The 21205-nt window shown below is 60.8% G+C and carries 19 protein-coding genes and 1 tRNA gene; 11 read left to right on the top strand and 9 right to left on the bottom strand.

Features of this window, described 5'->3' with window-relative positions:
- Positions 1–124: 124 nt before the first annotated feature.
- Positions 125–2014, bottom strand: coding sequence for an ABC transporter ATP-binding protein/permease (locus tag NKK47_RS19005; protein ID WP_352577865.1), 1890 nt, complete (start codon positions 2012–2014; stop codon positions 125–127).
- Positions 2015–2642: 628 nt separating this feature from the next.
- On the opposite strand from NKK47_RS19005, the gene NKK47_RS19000 reads away from it, so the two are divergent.
- Positions 2643–3077, top strand: a complete 435-nt coding sequence (locus NKK47_RS19000) for a hypothetical protein (protein WP_352568630.1) — start codon at positions 2643–2645, stop codon at positions 3075–3077.
- 6 nt (positions 3078–3083) lie between these two features.
- Here the strand turns inward: NKK47_RS19000 and NKK47_RS18995 are convergent, their stop codons facing one another.
- Entirely contained in the window at positions 3084–3761 is a 678-nt protein-coding gene (locus tag NKK47_RS18995) for a DsbA family oxidoreductase (RefSeq protein ID WP_023675040.1), read from the bottom strand.
- Between the two features lie 23 nt (positions 3762–3784).
- Entirely contained in the window at positions 3785–5605 is a 1821-nt protein-coding gene (locus tag NKK47_RS18990) for an extracellular solute-binding protein (RefSeq protein WP_352577864.1), read from the bottom strand.
- A gap of 231 nt (positions 5606–5836) precedes the next feature.
- Between NKK47_RS18990 and NKK47_RS18985 the strand changes: the two genes are divergently transcribed.
- On the top strand, positions 5837–6466 hold the full coding sequence (locus NKK47_RS18985; RefSeq protein ID WP_023675042.1) for an invasion associated locus B family protein: 630 nt from the start codon (positions 5837–5839) through the stop codon (positions 6464–6466).
- 124 nt (positions 6467–6590) lie between these two features.
- On the opposite strand, the gene hspQ is transcribed toward NKK47_RS18985, so the two are convergent.
- Both hspQ and NKK47_RS18975 read right to left on the bottom strand, forming a co-directional pair.
- Positions 6591–6914: a heat shock protein HspQ gene (gene hspQ, locus NKK47_RS18980; RefSeq protein WP_023675043.1), complete on the bottom strand. Its 324-nt coding sequence runs from the start codon at positions 6912–6914 to the stop codon at positions 6591–6593.
- Positions 6915–7139: 225 nt separating this feature from the next.
- Positions 7140–8348 carry a UbiH/UbiF family hydroxylase gene (locus NKK47_RS18975; protein WP_352456763.1) on the bottom strand — a complete coding sequence of 403 codons (1209 nt, stop codon included), beginning with the start codon at positions 8346–8348 and terminating at the stop codon, positions 7140–7142.
- Between the two features lie 103 nt (positions 8349–8451).
- Here NKK47_RS18975 and NKK47_RS18970 point away from each other — a divergent pair, with 103 nt between their 5' ends.
- From NKK47_RS18970 to NKK47_RS18935, 8 genes are all read left to right on the top strand, one after another.
- Positions 8452–9348, top strand: coding sequence for a DUF2182 domain-containing protein (locus NKK47_RS18970; protein ID WP_352456764.1), 897 nt, complete (start codon positions 8452–8454; stop codon positions 9346–9348).
- A 14-nt stretch (positions 9349–9362) separates the two neighbouring features.
- A complete protein-coding gene (locus tag NKK47_RS18965; protein WP_352456765.1) occupies positions 9363–9977 on the top strand; it encodes a DUF1326 domain-containing protein in 615 nt (204 codons plus the stop codon).
- 35 nt (positions 9978–10012) lie between these two features.
- Complete coding sequence (gene pcsA / locus NKK47_RS18960) at positions 10013–10789, top strand: phosphatidylcholine synthase (protein WP_502896505.1); 777 nt, start codon at positions 10013–10015, stop codon at positions 10787–10789.
- 18 nt (positions 10790–10807) lie between these two features.
- Complete coding sequence (locus NKK47_RS18955) at positions 10808–11785, top strand: quinone oxidoreductase family protein (RefSeq protein WP_352456767.1); 978 nt, start codon at positions 10808–10810, stop codon at positions 11783–11785.
- A 151-nt stretch (positions 11786–11936) separates the two neighbouring features.
- Positions 11937–13529, top strand: coding sequence for an ABC transporter ATP-binding protein (locus NKK47_RS18950; RefSeq protein WP_502893792.1), 1593 nt, complete (start codon positions 11937–11939; stop codon positions 13527–13529).
- A complete protein-coding gene (locus NKK47_RS18945; RefSeq protein WP_352456777.1) occupies positions 13526–14638 on the top strand; it encodes an ABC transporter permease in 1113 nt (370 codons plus the stop codon). Before NKK47_RS18950 ends, NKK47_RS18945 begins: the two co-directional genes overlap by 4 nt.
- On the top strand, positions 14638–15612 hold the full coding sequence (locus tag NKK47_RS18940; RefSeq protein ID WP_352448916.1) for an ABC transporter permease: 975 nt from the start codon (positions 14638–14640) through the stop codon (positions 15610–15612). Before NKK47_RS18945 ends, NKK47_RS18940 begins: the two co-directional genes overlap by 1 nt.
- 47 nt (positions 15613–15659) lie before the next feature.
- A complete protein-coding gene (locus NKK47_RS18935; RefSeq protein WP_352577863.1) occupies positions 15660–16727 on the top strand; it encodes a BMP family ABC transporter substrate-binding protein in 1068 nt (355 codons plus the stop codon).
- A gap of 63 nt (positions 16728–16790) precedes the next feature.
- Here the strand turns inward: NKK47_RS18935 and rimO are convergent, their stop codons facing one another.
- From rimO to NKK47_RS18915, 4 genes are all read right to left on the bottom strand, one after another.
- Positions 16791–18104 (bottom strand): 30S ribosomal protein S12 methylthiotransferase RimO, encoded by a 1314-nt coding sequence (gene rimO, locus NKK47_RS18930; protein ID WP_352577862.1) that lies wholly within the window; start codon positions 18102–18104, stop codon positions 16791–16793.
- Between the two features lie 152 nt (positions 18105–18256).
- On the bottom strand, positions 18257–18916 hold the full coding sequence (locus NKK47_RS18925) for a TerC family protein (protein ID WP_023675054.1): 660 nt from the start codon (positions 18914–18916) through the stop codon (positions 18257–18259).
- A gap of 190 nt (positions 18917–19106) precedes the next feature.
- Positions 19107–19514 (bottom strand): DUF930 domain-containing protein, encoded by a 408-nt coding sequence (locus tag NKK47_RS18920; RefSeq protein WP_352577861.1) that lies wholly within the window; start codon positions 19512–19514, stop codon positions 19107–19109.
- Between the two features lie 281 nt (positions 19515–19795).
- Positions 19796–19885: transfer RNA gene (locus NKK47_RS18915), tRNA-Ser, on the bottom strand.
- 452 nt (positions 19886–20337) lie between these two features.
- Between NKK47_RS18915 and NKK47_RS18910 the strand changes: the two genes are divergently transcribed.
- A complete protein-coding gene (locus NKK47_RS18910) occupies positions 20338–21069 on the top strand; it encodes a hypothetical protein (RefSeq protein ID WP_352577860.1) in 732 nt (243 codons plus the stop codon).
- The last annotated feature ends 136 nt before the right edge of the window (positions 21070–21205 follow it).

Below are 21205 nucleotides of genomic sequence, written 5' to 3'. Positions count from 1 at the left end.
CATAGGAGCGCGCCTTGCCGAGTCAATCGCGAGAGCGGGTTAAAACGGCGGCAAACCGACTGGATCGCGAGACTGTGATCGGGCTACGTGGCAGGCTGGCTGGACGCTGGCAATGGTGCCGCGGCTATCTCTGCTTCAGCCGGCGGGGAAAGCGCAGCCACTTGTCCTCGGCCGGCCGCGTCGGCTGCGTGAGGATGGTGGTGAGCTCTACCGGCAAGCTCGGAACCAGCGGCTTCTTGGTGGCGACGCCGTCGGCGATCGCAACCACGCTGTGGTAGAATTCGGTGCCCGCGAGCGATCTCGGCGGCGTCGCCTCATGCATGATCGAGATCACAGTTGCATCAGGGCAATTGTCCTTGATCGCCTGGTGGAAGGCGATCCGTCCTTCGGGATCGAGCGCGCCGGTGGCTTCATCGAGGAACAGTAGTCCCGGCTGCTGCAGCACGATGCGGGCGACCACGAGCTTCTGTTTCTGCCCACCCGAAAGAACCTGATCCCAGATCTTTCCTTCACGGCTCTCATCGGCCAGATGTTCGATGAAGTCGCCGAGGCCGGCCTTGTGCAGGGCGGATGCGACCTGCACGTCGGCGTAATCATGCTCGGAACCGGGCAGGCAGACCAGTTGCTTCAGCGAAACCTGCTGCAGCTTGACTTCCTGGGCGGCGTAGAAAGTCCTGACCCCCTCCGGGAAGACGATGGTGCCGCGACCGTAAGGCCACAAGCCGTTGATCGCCTTGATCAGCGAGGTCTTGCCGCAACCGGATTCGCCCTTGAGGAAAGTCCATTCGCCACGCCGGAAGCGCAAATTCGCGGCACTCAGGAAGGGCGTTGCGTCCTCGCCCTGATGCGCAAGCTCTAGTTTCTGGATGGTCAGGCCGAAGACCGGGTTTTGGCGGTCGTAGCGGAAGTCGGACCGGCCGGTCTGCTGATAGAATTCCTGCGGGTGCTGGACGTTTTCGATCGCGTTTGCGAGTTCGGTGACGCGCTGGCTGTTGGCCCGCAGCGCGGCGATGGCAGGCATGACGTGGATGAACCACGAGCATTGACTGATCAGCGAGTTGACCATCTCGGAGCCGGTTATGTAGCCCTTGAGATCGAAGCCGTTATGGATAAAGGGAACCAAGCCTGGCCCGTAGGCGACAATGCGGGCACCGATGAAATTGTAGATCAGTTCGAACGAATTGTAGCCTGTGTTGACGATGTTCAGCCGCGCCCAGGTGCGGTCGATGTCGACATAGCGCTGGGTGTGCACTGCCTTCTGCACGTTCTCGCCTTGCGATGCGGCGACATGAAAACTGCGGCGCAGGAATGTGATCAGCTCGCCGCGATAGCTGCCTTCGGCCTGCTGCATCCTGACATTGAGTCGTTCCAGCAGCCTGCCCAGCTTGACCGCGATCCAGGTGTTCAACGGCACGTAGGTGGCGACCGCCAGAAAGGCGAGGACGGCGCTGCCATAGCTGCCGAGGAGCTCCAGCCCTTTGACCTCCGCCGAGTGTGCAAGCAGTTGCTGGCCAACGAAATACAATGAAGTAGCAACGGCCAGAACCCCCATCGCGAGGCCGATGGCTCCGCCCGTCATATCCTTGATCGATTCCTGGATGCGCTGATCGATATTGTCGGGAGCGGCGGCACCTGACGAGCCATGCTGAGCGTGGAAATGGGTGTGATTGGAATCAAGCAGGGCTTCGTTGAACTGGCTGTCCAGCCAGCCGCGCCACTTGCGATGCAACGTTGCGGATACCAGGCTGCGGATACCGGTAAAACCCGCATCCTTAAGCAAGACCAGGAGGACAAGTATCCCGGCATTGGTCAGCAGTGTCTGAAGCGGGGTGGTGTTCGCGGCATCATGGAAAAAGGCGATCGAGTTGACCAGCTCTCCGGATGCTACGGCAAACCACACGCCTGACTTGCTGGAGAGCGCGGTGAGCAGCGCAATCACCAGCGTCAACGTCCAGGCTTCCACCCACCGGTCCGAGAACCAGTAGGCCCGCATCAGTCCCCAGAAGCTGCGCATCGACGATACGGGCGTCAGGGGCGACGGCCTTGCGGCACCGCGGAGCCATTTTTCCGATATTGAATGTCGCGTTGGTCTATCGACCCGAATCACTATCCCGCCCAAACGATTTTTCTTTTGTTACGGACAGTAACACCAATTGATCATTTTCCATTAGCTTTTCACCAGTCGCAGGTGGCTTAGCTCACCAGCCGTTGCAGTGGAGCAACAGAATGAACGATCACGGCGCTATGTCGTCATGCTTCGAGGGGCTGAATACCAAAGCAATTTCAACTAGTTAGTTGCTTGCGCAGGAGCAAGTAGAGACCTTCCCCAAGGGAAGGTCTTCACACAGCTTTGTGAACATAGAAGCGCCGTCCAGCGGTCGATCTTCACGGCCTGAATCGCCTTCACGGCCAGTCCAGCTTCGTCGGCGGCCAGAGCGTGACCGTATGATTCGTGGTTGAAGCCGCCTTGTCAGGACCCCGTAGTCGGCCAAGCAATGACTTTGCCGACACAGTCCAGGATCAAGATCAATATCAATTGGCCCGTGCCTTTTTAAGAGCGCGCACAAACCGCGTTTGACAAACACGCGCTTCGGATTGAACCTGGCCGGACGCATCCAGGTTAGAACCAGAGGGAGTTCGCCATGCTTGCACGGACATTTTTTGTCGCGACGCTCGCAACATTTTTCTGGCTGCCGCAAACATATGCCGGCAGCCAGACTGTTCCCGCAAACGCCGAGGGACAGATCGAGTTCAACACGCCGTCCGGCAATATTGGCTGCATCTACACGCCGAAGGGCGGCACCAGCACCTACGAGCCACAGGATGGCGGACCGGAACTGAGCTGTTCGCGCGTCGAGCCCAGCTACGTCACCGTCATCCTCGGTCCGAAAGGTCCGGCGACGCTGATCAAGAATCCGGGCGAGCAAGGCTGCTGCGGCGACGTCACCAGGCTGGCGTACGGCGCCAGCTGGAGTAAGGGCCCGTTTTCCTGCCAGTCATCCACCAAGGGATTGACCTGCACCGGCAAGCATGGCCATGGCTTTTTCGTCAGCAAGGCCAAGGTGACGGTGAAGTAGTCCGACTCAGTTCGCTGTTTCCAGTTCGCCGCGCGCCTTGGCCGCGGCGACCTGGCGGAGCGCATCGGCGAGCGTATCGGCGTCCTGGGCTCCCATCACCGCATATTTGCCTTCAAGCAGAAAGCACGGCACACCCGATATGCCCATGCGCGAAGCGGTGGCGATTTCGGTGCGCACCGCCTCGACATCGGCGTCGGTCGGCAGAAGCGTTTCGACCACGGAGGCATCCATGCCGGCTTCGCGGGCGGCTTCGATCAGCACGGCATGATCGCCGAGATTGGCGCCTTCCTCGAAATTCAGCTGGAACAGCCGACGCACCACCCGGTTCTGAATGGCCTCGCCGGCCGTCCCGGCCCAGCGAATGAGACGGTGCGCATCCAGCGTATTGGGCGCGACCTTGATAGCGTCGAAGGCGAAGGAAATCCCTTCAGCCTCGCCCAGCGGCTCGATCCGGGCATGGATTTCGCGGATGCGTTGCTCGCTGCCGAATTTCGCCACCATATAGTCGCGGCGGTTCTTGCCTTCGGGCGGGATTGTCGGGTCGAGTTGGAAGGGCCGCCAGTGTATGTGAACGTCGATATCGACGGCGGCAATCGCCTTGTCGAGCCGTTTCTGGCCGATAAAGCACCAGGGGCACACGACGTCGGAGACCACATCGACGGTAATCGAGTTCTCGTCGTTCATCTTGATCTCCTGTTGTGAAGAGGTCACTTCGGTTTGCGCCACCAGGTCGGCAACTGATAACCGTATATGGGCGTCTTTTGCGGATGTTCCAGATAGTTCCAATAAGCGAGCCATTGCTGGTTGTTGTGCTGCGTCGGCACCATGTAGTTGCCGGAGATCAGCAGCCGGTCGAGAACGCGGACGGCGGCGACGGAGTCCTCCTTCGAACGAGCTCTGAGCATCGCCTCGATCGCCGCATCCACCGCCGGATCGGCGACGCCGGCGAGGTTGAACGATCCTTCGGCCTTGGCGGCAGCGGATCCCCAGCGCCCGGTTTGCTCGATACCGGGCGACAGCGAGTTATTGAAACCGGTCGAGCCGACCAGCACCTCGAAATCGAAACGCTGCTTGCGCGACTGGATCTGATCACCGTCGAGGCTGCGGATGCCGACATCGATGCCGAGCTTCTCAAGGGTGCGCTGATAGATAGCGGCAAGTCGCTCTTCGTCCTGCGAGGCGGTCAGGATCTCGAAACCGAACGGCTTTCCCTCGGGATCGAGCATCGCGCCGTCCTGCACCGTATAGCCCGCGCTCTTCAGCAGCTCGAATGCCGCCTTCAGCACCTTGCGGTCCTGGCCGGAGCCGTCGGTAACGGGCGGCCTGTAGGTGCCGTCCATGACATCTGCGGGCACGCGGCCGGGGTAGGGGGCCAGCAGGGCCTTTTCCTTTTCGCTGGCCGGGTGGCCGAGCGCGGACAGCTCGGAATTCTGCCAAAAGCTCATCGTGCGCGTGTATTTGCCGCCGAACAGATTCTTGTTGGCCCATTCGAAATCGTAGAGCATGCCGAGCGCGCGCCGCACGACCGGATTGGAAAATTTTGGCAGCCGCGTGTTGAACAGGAAACCGTTGACCACCGGCGGAATGCCGGTATCGAAAGTTTCGGCGATGACCTCGCCCCTGTGGAAGGCCGGAAAATCGAGATCGCGCTCGCGTTTGACCGGGTCGCTGTCGTCGTCGATGGCGCAGATGCCTTTCTTGAACGCTTCCTGCTTGGCGTTGGCGTTGAGGAAATATTCGATGGTGATCTGGTCGTAATTGTCGAAGCCGCGCTTGGACGGCACGTCCTTGCCCCAATAGTCCGGATTGCGCTTGAACACGATGCGCTGACCGGGCACGACTTGCGCCACCGTGTAAGGCCCGCTGCCGATCACCGGCTTTAGCGTCGTCCTGTCGAAGGTGTCCTTGTTGAAGGCGTGTTTCGGGATGATCGGCGTCAGCGCAATGATCAAAGGAAATTCGCGGTCGGCCTTGTCGTTGAAGGTGAAGCGCACACTGCGGTCGCCGGTCTTTTCGAGCTTGGCAATCGCTTTCATTCGCTGGCTGTAAGGTGGGCGGCCCTTCTCGGTGAAGACGTCATAGGTAAACAACACGTCTTCCGGCGTCACCGGCTCGCCGTCCGACCATTTGGCGTGGGGATCGAGGTGGAATTCGATGCTCTTGCGCTCGGGATCCATGTCGGCGGTATCGGCGAGCAGGCCGTAGAGACTGAAGGCCTCGTCGTAGTTGCGCTGCATCAACGGCTCGAAGACAAGATTGCCAAAGGCTTGATCCATCATGCCGCGCGCGGTGGTGCGCAGGCTTCTCAGGATGAACGGATTGAGATTGTCGAAGCTGCCGACGCCGCAATAGGTAATGCTGCCGCCTTTCGGCGCGTCGGGATTGACGTAGTTGAAATGATCATAGTCGGCCGGCAGCGCCGGCTCGCCCTGCATGGCAAGCGCGTGCACCGGTTCCGACAGGGCCGGCTGCAGGGAAAGGCCGACAAACAAGATTGCGGCGATCAGCCAAACGACAACGCGGCCCATGACCGTCTCCTTCCCGATTCGATGCGCAGCATACATGAGCCGGTCGTGCACCGGCCAACCCCTTGAGCCTATCCCTCGGCCAAGATTCGCGAGACCCGGGCTGGATTCGGCACCGCTTGCAGTGTAACACGCCGTCCGAAGTCATTCTGTTGCCTCATTTCGGCAACAGGTAGCTGGACCACACGGCATGAAAAAAGCCGGTTCCGGGATCATTTGAGAGGAATGCACGACATGACGAGCCTGAACAGCAACGCGTACCGCCTGTCGGTCATGGCCGCTGGCGTGGTCGGCATTCTGGGCGCCGGGATTCCCGCTGCTTCCGCGCAGCAGCAACAGCAGATTCCGCAAGGCTGGTTCAAGGCCTGCACCAAGCAGGAAGACGTCGACATCTGCAATGTCCAGAACATCACCACCGCCGGCAACGGCCAGCTCATCACCGGCGTCAGCCTGATCGAATTGAAGGGCAAGGTGAACCGCAAGGTGTTCCAGGTGACGGTTCCGACCGGCCGTCTCGTTCCTCCCGGCATCGGCCTCCAGATCGACGGCGGCAAGGCGCAGAAGCTCGACTATGTGATCTGTTTTCCGGACCGCTGCGTGGCGGAAGTGCCGCTGACCGATCAGCTCGTCGCGTCCTTCAAGAAAGGTTCGAACCTGACGCTGACCTCGGTCAATTTCCAGAACCAGCCGAACCCGATCAAGATCGCGCTGACCGGCTTCAGCGGCGCCTTCGACGGCCCGCCGCTGCAGCAGTCGGACATCGAGGACCGACAGAAGAAGCTCCAGGAGTTCGTCGCCAAGAACAATCAGGACTTTGCCAAGAAGCTCAAGGAAGAGCAGGAAAAGGCGAAGGCCGCCAACTGATCGGGGGGTTTCGGACGAATAAAAAAGCGGGGTTCATGCCCCGCTTTTTTCGTTTGGACCGGCTGTTTGTCGGGTCCGGCCATGTCTCAAGCCTGTCCCAGTCCAGCCAGATTCCGACTAAGTCTCAATGTCTCAATTGGTGCTTCGGCTCGTAGCGCCCGTCCGGCTTCTTGTCGAACATTTCACCAATCTGCGGATGCCGGACCGGTTCGCCCGACCGGTCCTCGAGTAAATTCTGCTCGGACACATAGGCGATGTATTCCGTTTCGGAATTCTCGGCGAGCAGATGATAGAAAGGCTGGTCCTTGCGCGGCCGCACGTCAGCGGGGATCGCCTCGTACCATTCGTCAGTATTGGCGAATTGCGGATCGACGTCGAAAATGACGCCGCGGAACGGAAACAGCCGGTGCCGAACCACCTGTCCGATCGAGAATTTGGCTGTCTTCATCGCACTCACCACTTGAACTTCTTGAACGCCACGTATCCTGGAACACGCAAGGAACGCTCCAGGACTTTAGATTCTTACGCACCGGTCCGGCAAAGATTGGCCCAGACCTTAAGGTCGACATCGTCATTATTTGGCGCAGACGCCGCGTCAATTCAATCCCGATCCCCTTGTTGCCGGGTTGAGCATCGCGAGATGCGGATCAAGGGCGGGCGGTGGCCAAGATCGCTATCGCTCAGCCGGTTTTCGCAATCCGCCAAAAAACGCCGCAAAACCGCTGCCGGGTCGAAGACCCTCGCGCATGAAAAACGCCCGTAACGGCGCAAACCCCTCAAGCGCGCCAAGGCCAGCGCTGCGCACCATCTGAGCCGGCAGCATGTCGGAAAGCAACGACATGTTGAGCAGGTTGACCGCGCTGCTGCGCGCCAGAATGTCCGGCCGCCGCTTGAAATCATAGGCTGCAAGCGCCTTGGCGGCGCCTGGGTCCGAGCGGTTTCTGCTTGCGGCACCAATCAGGTCGTCGATGTCCCGGATGCCGAGATTGAGGCCTTGCGCGCCGATTGGGGGAAACACGTGGGCGGCTTCACCGACAAGTGCCACGCGGCGATGCGCAAACCGCCACGGGCTCACCGCTGAAAGTGGGTAGATCTGCCGGCCGGGCTCAACCGACACGCGGCCCAACATCGATTGCATTCGCTGTTCGACCCGCGTCGAAAGCTCGGCGTCGTCGAGTGCTGCAAGGTCCTTGGCGATATCGGGTTCGAGCACCCAGACAAGGCTGGACCGGTTGCCGGGCAGGGGAACCTGTGTGAACGGACCGGTCTCGGTGTGGAATTCGGTCGAGGTGAAGGCATGGTCGCTGCGGTGACCGAAATTGAGCACCAACGCCGCCTGCGGATAGGATCGGATCGAGGTCCGGATGCCGGCTGCCTCGCGGGCCGGCGACTGACGGCCATCGGCGGCAACTGCCAACGATGCCTCAACCTCGCTGCCGTCGGCGAGAACGGCATGGGCATGGTCGGCATCGAGGCGCCATGCCTCCACCATCGACTTTCGCCATTCGATGCCCGAATGCGCGACAGTCTCGGCTAGCGTGCGGTTGAGAACGCTGTTGGGCAAGTTCAGCCCGAATTGCTCTTCGTTGATCTCGCTGGCGCGAAAGGTCACTGTCGGGCTGCGGATCAGCCGGTTGGTTGCGTCAACGATACGCATCACCTTGAGCGGCGCTGCATGCGGCCTGATTCCGTCCAAGATCCCTAGGCGTTCGAACATCTTCAGGGCAGGGTTCATCAAGGCTGTCGTCCGGCCGTCGGGGCCGGCTGCATCGGGTCCGACGAGCGTCACGGGAAAGCCCGCCTCGGCAAAGCCAAGCGCCGCGATCAGCCCCGCAGGGCCGCTGCCGGCGACCAGTATGCGTGCTGTTTCCCGATGGTTCAAATTCGGCTTCCGGATTGCGAGGTGAGGCCCGTCCGACCTGCTGGTCCATATAGGTCAGGTGATGCGGCTTGATCAACGCGGCGATTCGGCCCATTCGGTTGCCATGACCGGCCAACAAGACGATTTCAGCCACCTCGACGGCACCGGCCGCGCGATGGCGAGCGTTGCGCGCAGCCCTCGACTGACGGTGAGCGTCGTTGCCGGCATGGGCATCGCCCTTGCCTGGCTCCTTCTCGGCGCAATGGCAGTTCGTGGTGCCGTAAGCCGGCTCCCGGGCACCGATGCACCCGGCGACACGATGCTGGGGAACCTGCCGCAACTGCCGCTGCCGGATTTCCTTGCGCGTTTCTTCGCCCTTTGCCTTGCGCCGGCGCCCCTTCGCGCAAGCGTAGGCGCGCAAGGCGGGGCACTCACCGCGATGTGGCTGTTGATGGCCATCGCGACCATGCTGCCCTCCGCGGCGCCGATGATCCGCACCTATTGCGAGATCGCAGATACCGCCAGGATCAAGGGGGAACCCGTTGCCCATCCGTTGATCCTTGTCGCTGGATATTTGAGCGTCTGGCTTGCCGCTTCGGCAATATTCGCTGCCCTGACGCTCGCAGTCCATGCATTCGTGTCATCCGGGCAGATGCTCGATCCGCTGCTTGGAATTGCCGGAGCAGCCGCGCTGTCGATCGCTGGTCTCTATCAGTTCAGCTGGCTGAAGGAAGCCTGTCTGGAGAAGTGCAGAAATCCGTTCTCGGTCCTGTTCGCCAACTGGAGCGCCAGGCCCATTCGCATTTTCCGGCTCGGTATGGAGCAGGGCCTGTGGTGCCTTGGATGCTGCTGGGCGCTGATGCTGGTAATGTTTGCCGTCGGTGTGATGAACGTGTTCTGGATGGCGCTGATCGGCTTGTTCAGCCTGGTCGAAAAACAGACGGCAGGCAATCTGCCGACGCGGTTGGGCGGTGCGATACTGCTTGTCTGGGCAGCCGCGCTACTAGTAGTCTCGGCATGAGGGGGGAGAATTCGATGACAGATCAAAACTGGGCAATGAAGGGAGAGCTCATCCTTTCCTGCAATTGCACGGTTTTTTGCCCTTGCGTTCTGTCGCTCGGCAATCATCCGCCTACGGAAGGCTATTGCCAAACCTGGGCGGGGTTCCAGATCGATGCCGGCCATTTCGGCGAGGTCGACCTGTCCGGCCTCAATCTTGGGCTGGTCATGGAAATCCCCGGTTATATGAGCCGCGGCAACTGGACGGCGGGCCTGTTCATCGACAAGCGCGCCTCGGTTTACGCTGTGAAGGGACTGACGAAGATATTCACCGGCAAGGCCGGTGGAACCACATCGCTGCTCTCCATCCTGGTCGGACAGTTCCTCGGTGCCGAGCAGGTGCCGATCACCTACGAGACGCGTGAGAAAACACGCATCTTTCAGATACCGAAGATCATCGACGGTGCGGTGACGCCAATCACCGGCAAGGATCGCGACAAGGATACGGTCATCAGCAATTCGGAATACTGGATTGCGCCGGAAATCATCGTCGCCAAATCCGACAAGAGCAAAATGCGGGCCTTTGGCCGCAACTGGAACTTTGCTGGCCGTTCGGCCGAAATCTGCAAGCTGGACTGGCGGGGCCCGTGAGCAAGAAGACGACGGCCAGGAAAATCGCCGACCGGATTCCGCGGCCGAAGAAGAAAGTCACATGGCCTCAGGCGCGGGCGTTCTCGGTCCATCTCTTGACCGCGTCGGGCTCATTCCTGGCGTTTCTGTCGCTAGTGGCAGCAAGCGAGCAGCGCTGGACGGCGATGTTCTGGTGGCTGGGGCTGGCGCTTTTCGTCGACGGCATCGACGGGCCGATCGCCAGGAAGCTCGATGTCAAGGAAATCCTGCCGACTTGGTCGGGCGAACTGCTCGACAACATCATCGATTACGTGACCTACGTGTTGATTCCGGCCTTCGCGCTCTATCAGCGCGGTTTCATGGGCGAGCGCCTGTCGTTCCTGTCGGCGGCGATCATCGTGGTGTCGAGCGCAATCTACTATGCCGATACCGGCATGAAGACGAAGGAGAATTTCTTCAAGGGCTTTCCGGTCGTCTGGAACATGGTGGTGTTCACGCTGTTCGTCATCGAGCCCGGACAATGGGTTTCTTTCGCCGTGGTCGTGGTGGCCGGCATTCTCACCTTCGTGCCGATCAATTTCATCCATCCGGTGCGGGTGAAGCGGCTGCGGCCAATCAATCTCGGCATGACGCTGCTTTGGTGCGCTTTCGGCGCGCTGGCGCTGGCGCAGGCCGCACTTGCCTCCTTCTACGACCAGATCGGCGTGCTGGGCGAGCAGGTCAGCGATTTCATCAAGTTCGGGATTACGTTCACCGGGCTTTACCTCGCCTGCATCGGCGCTATCATGCAGTTCTTCCCAAATCTCGGCGCCAAGCCGGATAAGAAAGCCTGATCCCAAGAGAGCCAGAAAATGTCCAAAGCGATCCGCATCCATGCCCATGGCGGCCCGGAGGTCCTGACCTATGAGGATGCCGATCCCGGGCAGCCGGGCTCTGGACAGATCCTGGTCAAGCATACCGCGATCGGTCTCAATTTCATCGACGTCTATTATCGCTCTGGCCTTTATCCGCCGCAGGGCGGATTTCCGCTGATCCCTGGCGGCGAGGCGGCCGGCGTGGTCTTGGATGTCGGCTCGGATGTCGACTGGCTCAAACCCGGCGATCGCATCGCCTACGCCGTGACGACCGGCGCCTATGCCGGGCAGCGCGTGATCGCCGCCGACCGCGTGGTGAAGGTGCCGGACGGCATCAGCGACGAACAGGCCGCAGCCATGATGCTAAAGGGCATGACCGCCGAATATCTGTTGCGCCGTACATTCAAGGTGAAAGCCGGCGACACGATCCTGTTTCATGCGGCGGCCGGCGGTGTCGGGCTGATCCTCGGCCAATGGGCCAAGCATCTCGGCGCGACAGTGATCGGCACGGCGAGTTCCACCGACAAGATCGAGCTCGCCAAGGCGCATGGCTTCGACCACGTGATCAACTATCGCGAACAGGATTTCGTGGCCGGCGTTGCCGCTATCACCGGTGGCAAGAAATGCGACGTTGTCTACGATTCAGTCGGCAACGACACATTTCCAGCCTCGCTCGATTGCCTGCGGCCGCTCGGCACTTTCGTCAGCTTCGGTCAATCGTCTGGGCCGATCCCGCCCTTCAGCATCTCGTTGCTGGCGCAGAAGGGCTCGCTGTTCGCAACGCGGCCGACGCTGTTCGTCTATAATGCCAGGCGCGAAGACCTCGAGGTTTCCGCCGCCGCCTTGTTCGACGTGGTGCTCAGCGGCGCCGTCAAGATCAAGATAAACCAGCGTTACGCGCTCAGCGAGGCCGGCAAGGCGCATTCCGATCTCGAAGGGCGCCGGACCACCGGGACAACAATACTTATCCCTTAGGCGCGGCAGTTTCGGGCCGCCGACGCCGCCGTTCTTGCGAACTGCTCTTTACCGCTTGAGTTTCCGCTGAAATTCTTGAAGCTCTTTCAAGTCGTGAGGCGCTTACCGTAGAGAGCAGCCCGCGCATACGATGCTTGCGGGAACACAGAACATGTCTGGCAAACCAGATGGAGGCACCGTGAGTGCAGATCAGGACGGCGCAAACCTGCTTGAGGTTCGCGGCCTCACAAAGATATTCGGCACGTTGACGGCGTGCGACCATGTCGATCTCAACATCGCCAAGGGCGAGATCCATGCGTTGCTTGGCGAAAACGGCGCCGGCAAGTCGACCCTGGTGAAAATGCTGTTTGGATCGCTGGAACCGAATTCCGGCGAGATTTTCTGGAATGGCCAGGCGGTCAGGATCACCAGCCCCGGCACCGCAAAAAAGCTCGGCATCGGCATGGTTTTCCAGCATTTTTCCCTGTTCGAAGCACTGACGGCGGCTGAGAACATCGCGCTGTCGCTGGATGACGGCTCGCCGATCAGCACGATCGCGGCCAAGGCGAGGGCGCTCTCCTACAGTTACGGCCTGCCTCTCGATCCGCTATCGCTGGTCGGTGATCTGTCGGTCGGCGAGCGTCAGCGTATCGAAATCATCCGCTGCCTGCTGCAGACGCCGCAACTTATCATCCTCGACGAACCAACTTCGGTGCTGACGCCGCAGGAGGCCGATAAGTTGTTCGAGACGCTCGAACGGCTGCGTTCGGAAGGAAAGTCCATCCTCTACATTTCGCACCGGCTGGAAGAGGTCAAACGGATCTGCGACCGCGCCACCGTTCTGCGTCACGGCAAGGTGGTCGGCCATTGCAATCCGCGCCAGGAAACCGCGTCTTCGTTGGCGCGGATGATGGTCGGCAACGAGGTGCTGGCCGTGGTGCGGGCGCCGGCCGAGGGTATCGAGACCGCGCCGGTGCTGCTTCAAATCCGCGAACTCACCCGCAAGCCGGCGACCCCGTTCTCAATCCCGCTCAGGAACATCAATCTCGAGGTCCGCGCCGGCGAGGTGATCGGCATTGCCGGTGTGGCCGGCAACGGCCAGGGCGAATTCTTCGAATCCGTTTCCGGCGAGGTGCTGCAGCAGGATGCCGGCTCGGTCCGCATCCGCGGCAAGGATGCCGGCGGCCTCACCATCACCGGCAGGCGTCTGATGGGCGCTGCCTTCGTCCCGGAAGAGCGGCTCGGCCATGGCGCAGCACCGCGCATGAAGCTTTCGGAGAACCTGCTTCTGTCGCGCCACGCCACCGATGGCAAGATGTTTGTCGGCGCCGGTGGAATGGTCAAGGGCGATGCGATCCATACCGCTGCCCAGCGCATCATAAAGGCAATGGACGTGCGCAAGAGCGCGCCGGATCCGGAGGCTGCGGCTCTTTCGGGCGGCAATCTGCAGAAATTCATCGTTGGCCGCGAACTCGACCGCCGGCCTAGCGTCTTGGTGGTCAATCAGCCGACCTGGGGGGTCGACGCGGGTGCGGCGGCCCACATCCGCCAGGCACTGATCGAACTGGCGCGCAGCGGCTCGGCGGTGCTGGTGATCAGCCAAGACCTCGACGAGCTGTTCGAGATTTCCGATGCGATCACGGTCATGCACAATGGCGAACTGTCGAAGCCGCTGCCGATAGCTGAAGCGACATTCGAGAAAATCGGGCTGCTGATGGGCGGCGCCGAACCCGGTCATGCCGAACATACGCTGGAGACGGCCTGATGCGCCTCGAACTTGTAAAACGCCCGCAGCGCTCGATGCTGTTTTCGGCACTCTCGCCTTTCATCGCTTTCGTTTTGACGATCATTGCCGGTGCCATCATGTTCGCGCTGCTCGGCGTCAACCCGTTGACTGCGTTCCGCATCTATTTCATCGAACCGATCAGCCAGGTCTGGCAGCTGCATGAGCTGGCGATCAAGGCCGCCCCCCTGATCCTGATCGCGGTCGGACTGTCGGTCTGCTACAAGGCCAACATCTGGAACATCGGCGCCGAAGGCCAGTTCATCCTGGGCGGCATTGTCGGCTCGATCATCCCCGTGCTGTTTCCGCAGTTCGAAGGCCCATTGGTGCTGCCGCTGACGCTTCTGCTCGGCATGGTCGGTGGGGCCGCCTATGCTGCAATCCCGGCACTGCTGAAGACGCGCTTCAACACCAACGAGATCCTGACCAGCCTGATGCTGGTCTATGTCGCCCAGCTCTTCCTCGATTGGCTCGTACGCGGGCCGTGGCGCGATCCGCAGGGCCACGGTTTCCCGCAGACCATCCAGTTCAACGACTCGGCCATACTGCCGGAACTCCTCCCGGAATCCGGCCGGGCAAACTGGGGATTTGTCTTCGCGCTGATCGCGGCGATACTGATCTGGATCCTGATGAGCCGTATGCTGAAAGGCTTCGAGGTCCGCGTGCTCGGCTCAAGTCCGAGGGCAGGGCGCTTCGCCGGGTTTGGCCTTAACCGCATGGTCTTCTTTGCCTTCCTGCTGTCGGGCGCACTGGCCGGACTTGCAGGGATTTCGGAGGTCTCGGGAGCCATCGGACAATTGCAGCCGGTGATCTCGCCCGGCTACGGATTTACCGCTATCATCGTGGCATTTCTCGGCCGGCTCAATCCGCTCGGCATCGTCGCCGCAGGCCTTGTACTGGCGCTGACCTATCTGGGCGGCGAGGCAGTGCAAAGCGCGCTCGGCATCTCCGACAAGGTGGCGCGCGTGTTCCAGGGCATGCTTTTGTTCTTCGTGCTCGGCTGCGACACGCTCATCCATTACCGCATTCGCCTGACCGGCTTTTCCGCGCCGAAGCTCGAGGCGGGGCCGAAGCTGGAGGAAGCCCGCTGATGGACATCACCGTCAACATCCTCTTGACCATCGCGACGGCGGCGACGCCGCTGCTGATCGCGGCGATCGGCGAACTGGTGGTCGAACGTTCGGGTGTGCTCAATCTCGGCGTCGAAGGAATGATGATCATGGGTGCCGTCGGCGGTTTCGGCGCCGGCTATCTCACCGGCTCGCCTTGGATAGGGCTGTTGGCGGCAATCACCATGGGGGCAGTGTTCTCGCTTCTGTTCGCCGTCATGACGCTGTCGCTGGCCACCAATCAGGTGGCCACCGGCCTGTCGCTGACACTGCTCGGCCTCGGCCTTTCCGGCATGATGGGAACGAATTTTGTCGGCCAGCCCGGCGAAAGGCTGCCAAACCTCGATATTCCCGGCCTGACCGCAATCCCGGTCGTTGGCAGGCTGCTGTTCGGCCAGGATCCAATCTTCTACATCTCGATCGCGCTGACCGCCGCCGTCATGTGGTTCCTGTTCAAGACCCGCACCGGGCTCACGCTGCGCTCGATCGGCGACAGCCATGCATCCGCCCATGCGCTTGGCATCCACGTCATCCGCTACCGCTATCTCTCAGTGATTTTCGGCGGCGCTTGTGCCGGCCTCGCCGGCGGTCACCTATCGCTGGTCTACACACCGCAATGGGTGGAGAACATGACCGCCGGCCGCGGCTGGATCGCGCTGGCTCTGGTCGTCTTCGCCTCCTGGCGGCCATGGCGGGTGCTGGCCGGCGCCTATATTTTCGGCGCGATCTGGGTTGGCCAGCTTCACGTCCAAGCCATAAATCTGCAGGACTTCGTCGACGCGCCCTGGTTGCTCTACAAGTTAATTGCGTTCTTAAAATCGTTTCCCTCGCAACTGCTTTCTTCGCTGCCCTATCTGGCAACCGTCGTGGTTCTCGTTCTAATCTCGCGCAACAAGCGTTTGACGATGATGAACACGCCGGCCTCCTTGGGCCAGCCATTCGTTCCGGATCGTTGACAACAAAAAGACGGAAGCTCCAAGGCTTAACTCAGAGAGGTAACACAATGAAAAAACTGCTTATTGCCCTGATGGCGACGACGGCCGCATTGTCGCTGGCGGCATCAGCCCAGGCGGCGGACAAGCTGAAGGCGTGCTGGGTCTACACCGGCCCGATCGGCGATTTCGGCTACTCCTACCAGCACGACCAAGGGCGCCTCGAGGTGGAAAAGGCACTCGGCGACAAGGTCGAGACCGCCTATCTCGAAAACGTCTCCGAAGGCCCCGATGCCGACCGCGCCTTCGAGCGCCTGGCGCGCGAGGGATGCAAGATCATTTTCGGCACGTCCTTCGGCTTCATGGACCCGGAAGTGAAGATCGCCAAGAAATTCCCCAAGGTGATGTTCGAGCACGCCACCGGCTACAAGACGGCCGAAAATCTCGGCATCTACAATGCGCGTTTCTACGAAGGCCGCTACGTGCTTGGCCAGATCGCCGCCAAGCAATCGAAGTCGGGCGTCGCCGGCTACATCGTTTCCTTCCCGATCCCGGAAGTGGTGATGGGCATAAATTCCTTTATGCTCGGCGCACAGTCGATCAACCCGAACTTCAAGGCGAAGATCGTGTGGGTGAACTCCTGGTTCGATCCGGGCAAGGAGGCCGATGCTGCCAAGGCATTGTTCGACCAGGGCGCCGATATCATCGTCCAGCACACCGACTCGACCGCTGCCTTGCAGGTGGCGGAGGAGCGCAAGCTGCACGGCTTCGGGCAGTCCTCCGACATGATCAAGTTCGCGCCGCACGCGCAGCTGACCTCGCTGACCGACGAGTGGGGTCCCTACTACATCAGCCGCGTCCAGGCGGCGCTCGACGGCACCTGGAAGCCCGACAATGTCTGGCTCGGCATTAAGGACGGCGCCGTCAAGCTGGCGCCGTTCACCAACATGCCCGACGACGTCAAGGCGATGGCCGAAGCCACCACCAAGAGGATCGCCGACGGCTGGAACCCCTTCACCGGGCCGATCGCCAAGCAGGACGGCACACCTTGGCTGAAGGAGGGCGAGGTCGCCGACGACGCCACGTTGCTCGGCATGAATTTCTACGTGAAGGGCGTCGACGACAAGCTGCCGCAGTAGGCGGTCGGAAACATATCGAACGAAAGGGCGCCACGCGGCGCCCTTTTCATTTTGGACGGAATATCAGACTGCTGAGCCGTAAAGGTCGTAAGCGTCGGCGCGCTCGATCTTGACCGTGACGATCTCGCCGGCGCGCAGTGGCCGCCGCGACTGGATATGGACCGAACCGTCGATTTCGGGCGCGTCGTATTTGGTCCGGCCCTTGGCCGAATTGCCATGCGCCTCGTCGATCAGGACCGGCAGGCGCTTGCCAATTTTCTTGGTTAGCTGCGTTGCCGAAATCTTCTGCTGGCGCTGCATGAAGCGGTGCCAGCGGGCTTCCTTGATCTCCTGCGGCACTTGCTCGAGGCCGAGCTCGTTGGAGCGGGCGCCTCTGACCGGCTCGTATTTGAAACAGCCGGCGCGGTCGATCTTGGCCTCGTCCAGCCAGTCGAGCAGCATCTCGAAATCGTCATCCGTCTCGCCGGGGAAGCCGACGATGAAGGTGGAGCGGATGGCAAGGTCCGGGCAGATGTCGCGCCAGCCGCGAATACGCTCGAGCGTCTTTTCGCCATGGGCGGGCCGGCGCATGTTCTTCAGCACCTGCGGCGAGGCGTGCTGGAACGGAATGTCGAGATAGGGAACGATCTTGCCTTCGGCCATCAGTGGGATGACGTCCGCGACATGCGGGTAGGGATAGACATAGTGCATGCGCACCCAGACACCGAGCTTGCCCAGTTCTTCCGATAGATCGAGGAATTTCGCCCGCACTTCGCGATCGCCGAACATGCTGGTCTGGTATTTGATATCGATGCCGTAGGCGCTGGTATCCTGCGAGATGACGAGGATCTCCTTGACCCCGGCCTTGGCCAGCTTCTCGGCTTCGCGCAACACGTCGGCCGCCGGCCGCGATACGAGGTCGCCACGGAGCGCCGGGATGATGCAGAAGGTGCAGCGGTTGTTGCAGCCTTCCGAAATCTTGAGATACGCATAGTGGCGCGGCGTGAGCTTGACCCCTTGCGGCGGCAAAAGGTCGATGTGGGGATCATGGCTCGGGGGGGCAGCCTCATGCACCGCCGCCATCACGCTTTCATAAGCTTGTGGTCCGGTGATGGCGAGGACGTTCGGATGTCTTTCACGGATGACGTCCGGCTCGGCGCCGAGGCAGCCGGTGACGATAACTTTGCCATTCTCCGAAAGTGCGGAGCCGATGGCGTTGAGCGATTCGTCGCGAGCCGAATCGAGGAAGCCACAGGTGTTGACGACGACCAGGTCGGCGCCGTCGTGCTTGCGGGCGATCTCGTAGCCTTCGGCGCGCAGGCGGGTGATAATGCGCTCCGAATCCACAAGGGCTTTCGGGCATCCAAGGCTGACGAAACTGACGCGAGGGGCGGACATCTAAGCTTTTCCGGATTTTCAGGATTGGCGGCGCAGTATCACACTTGTCGCGGCATTGGTATGGGCAGCGGCTGCGGCGAAACGCAACCGCCAGCGTCGCCGAAGGCTCGCCGAAGCTGAAAGGCCGACCGATGAGAATTCGAGTCGGCGTGTCAGCTCACCGCACTGCTGACATGCGGCAAGACTTCCACCGCGCCCCGGTAGATCATATCGAGTGCGACATAGAAGATGATCAAAAGGCCAATATAGGCGATCCAGCGATGGCGGTGCAGCAGCTTGGCGATGAAGCTCGCGGCAAGGCCCATCAGCGCGATCGACAGGACGAGGCCTATCACCAGCACCTGGAAGTGATCGCGCGCCGCGCCGGCGACCGCCAGTACGTTGTCGAGCGACATCGACACGTCGGCGATGACGATCTGCAATGCCGCCTGACCCAAGGTCTTCTTGCGCGCCTTGCCGGCCACCATATCATCGCTGTTGATATCGGAATTTGACAGCGCTTCGGTCGCCTCCACCTCGTCGGCATACGACGTGCGCAGCTCGCGATACATCTTCCAGCACACCCACAGCAGCAAGATGCCGCCGGCCAGCAGCAGGCCGACAATCTGTAACAGGGTGACGGTGATCGCAGCAAAACCGATACGCAGCACCGTCGCCGCCACCACGCCGATGAGAATCGCTCTCTTGCGCTGCTCGACCGGCAAGCCCGCCGCGGCCAAGCCGATGACGATGGCGTTATCGCCTGCAAGCACGAGGTCGATGGCGATGACCTGGAGCAGGGCAGAGAAGCCCGCGGCAGTGAAAATTTCCATCGACTGGAAGTCCCTTGCTGGTTGGCCGACCGTTCGCGTCGAATGCCTGGAGGGCCTAACGTGTATGGTTCCCGCGCGTCAAGGGACTGGTTGGAACAAGGTCGGCAAACCGCCCGTTATTGCGGCAATATACAGAGTTTGCGACGATCGGCCCGAACACCGGCAAAATGCGGCCACAGGTCGCGAATGCCTAGTTATAGAGATTGTATTTGGGCCAGTCGCTTTCCGGAATTTCATCACCGATCCGGTAGCGGAGCTGCAGGACTTCCATATGGTCCGGCGCTGTTTCGCATTTGAATTTCAGCCGGTACCACTGTCCCTTGCTGCGAAACGCAGCACCCGGGCTCTTGATCGCATCGGCGCCCATTTCGGGCGTCGCAAAAGCGTAGGCGACGACACGATCGGCTTTGTATTTGTGGTCGTCGCGGGTAATCCGGTCGAGAATTTCGGCGTCGCATCGCTGCTCCAGCCGGGTTTGCGGATCGAGTTTCAGCAGGCCGGCGCGCAATGCGCTGTCCATCGCGCTGGCCGGCCAAGCCACTATCGTCCATCCGAGGACCGCAGAAAATAGTTTGTTCATAGGCGGGAGAAGCATCATATTCGGGCGGAGAAATCAACCCGACGAGCGCGGCTGCGCGGCGGGTGACAGTCTTCGCTTTGTGGCAGGTTGTTGATTACGCAATAGTATCACCGGTACTTTGGTATCGTTGCCACGATCAGCACCTGTCGCATTTCAGCGACGCGAGAGGTGGTGCGCTGCATGAGGCAGAGCGGCGGTTCTCCCCGAAGCGGACCGGCCTGTTAAACCCAGGCAGTCGAGAATCCGACGAGCGGAAAACTCGACGTCATGCCTGCAGGATTGAAGAAATTGGACGGATATGGCGGAGGGAGTGGGATTCGAACCCACGGTGGGCTTGCACCCACGCCGGTTTTCAAGACCGGTGCCTTAAACCGCTCGGCCATCCCTCCAAGGTGATTTTTCAATCACTTAGGATATCGCGAGAGGAGCGGGTTCGAGCTGTCGGTACCGGATTGGCACCAGGACGTTCCCCGACCGGTTCGCGCTCCATTCCTGTAAAGCCGCATTCAACGCCAAGTCAACCGTGGCGGCCGCACCTTTCGGCGCGGTCCAGGGCGGTGAGCAACGTCATGGCGAGCTGTGTTTGTGCTGAGTGTGGAAAATCGTTTTTAAAACCCGCACGGATCGTTGAGCGCTGATATGCGAGCGCATTAGGCACATGTAAGTAAATCGTATTCTGGAGTTGATTTTGGCCGTACTTGGCGCTCTCCCGCCCGGTCTTCGCTGTAGACCAATCCGCGAAACCGACTGGGAGGGAGTGGTTGATTGCCTGTGCAGGGGCTTTCCGGCGCGTAACCGGAGTTACTGGATACACGCTCTGACCCGCTTGTCGCAGCGGCCTGTGGTTGCCGAGTTCCCACAATATGGCTTTGCTTTGGAGCATGCCGGTCGGATCGTCGGCGTTGTGCTCACCCTTTATGCTCGCTATCAGGGGTCGGAGAGCGAGGAAATTCGCTGCAATCTTTCAAGCTGGTCAGTCGATGCAGATTTCCGTCCCTATGGCGCCATGTTGGTTGCGGCGGTTCTCAAGCGGAAGGACGTGACCTACACCAACATTTCGCCTGCACAAGCGACATTGAAAGCCAACCGGGCGCTAGGCTTTCGGCTCTTCTCCAGCGGACAATTTACCTTCTTGCCGGCTTTGAGTTCGGCGCAGCGGTCATGTCGCGTGGTCGAGGTGCGTCCCGATCTTCCGGAATTGGCGATGCTGCCCGAGAGTGAGAGATACATACTCTCGGAACACGCCGCGCTGGGCTGCCTGTCGTTGATCTGCATTTGCGACGGAGCAGCGTTCCCCCTGCTATTGATGCCGCGCCGAATGTTGCACGGTGTTATCCAGTGCCATCAGGTCATCTATTGCCGCTCGCTTGCGGATTTGAGCCGCTGCGCCGGTGCGATGGGGCGCTTTCTCTTGCGAAGCGGAATCCTGGTTTGCTTTGTCGACGCCAAGGAGCCGATTCCAGGCTTGGTGGGATGGTACCGCCCCAACAAGGGGCTGAAATACTTCAAAGGTCCCAGACCACCCGCACCTGGAGATCTGACGTTCACCGAACTTGTGATATTCGGTCCCTGAATCTGCGCTCGCAGACACGCCAAGCCAGGGGCAAAGTGTGCCACGAACGGCGTTTCTGATCGATAAGCGATGATTTTCATGCCGATCAGCGAGGCGGTCCGTGCCACAATCTCGCCCGGTTCCGACCACAATCGGT

It is taken from the genome of Mesorhizobium sp. M0019, assembly GCF_040323975.1.
GTDB lineage: Bacteria > Pseudomonadota > Alphaproteobacteria > Rhizobiales > Rhizobiaceae > Mesorhizobium.
This window is presented reverse-complemented; position numbering and strand designations above follow the sequence as displayed.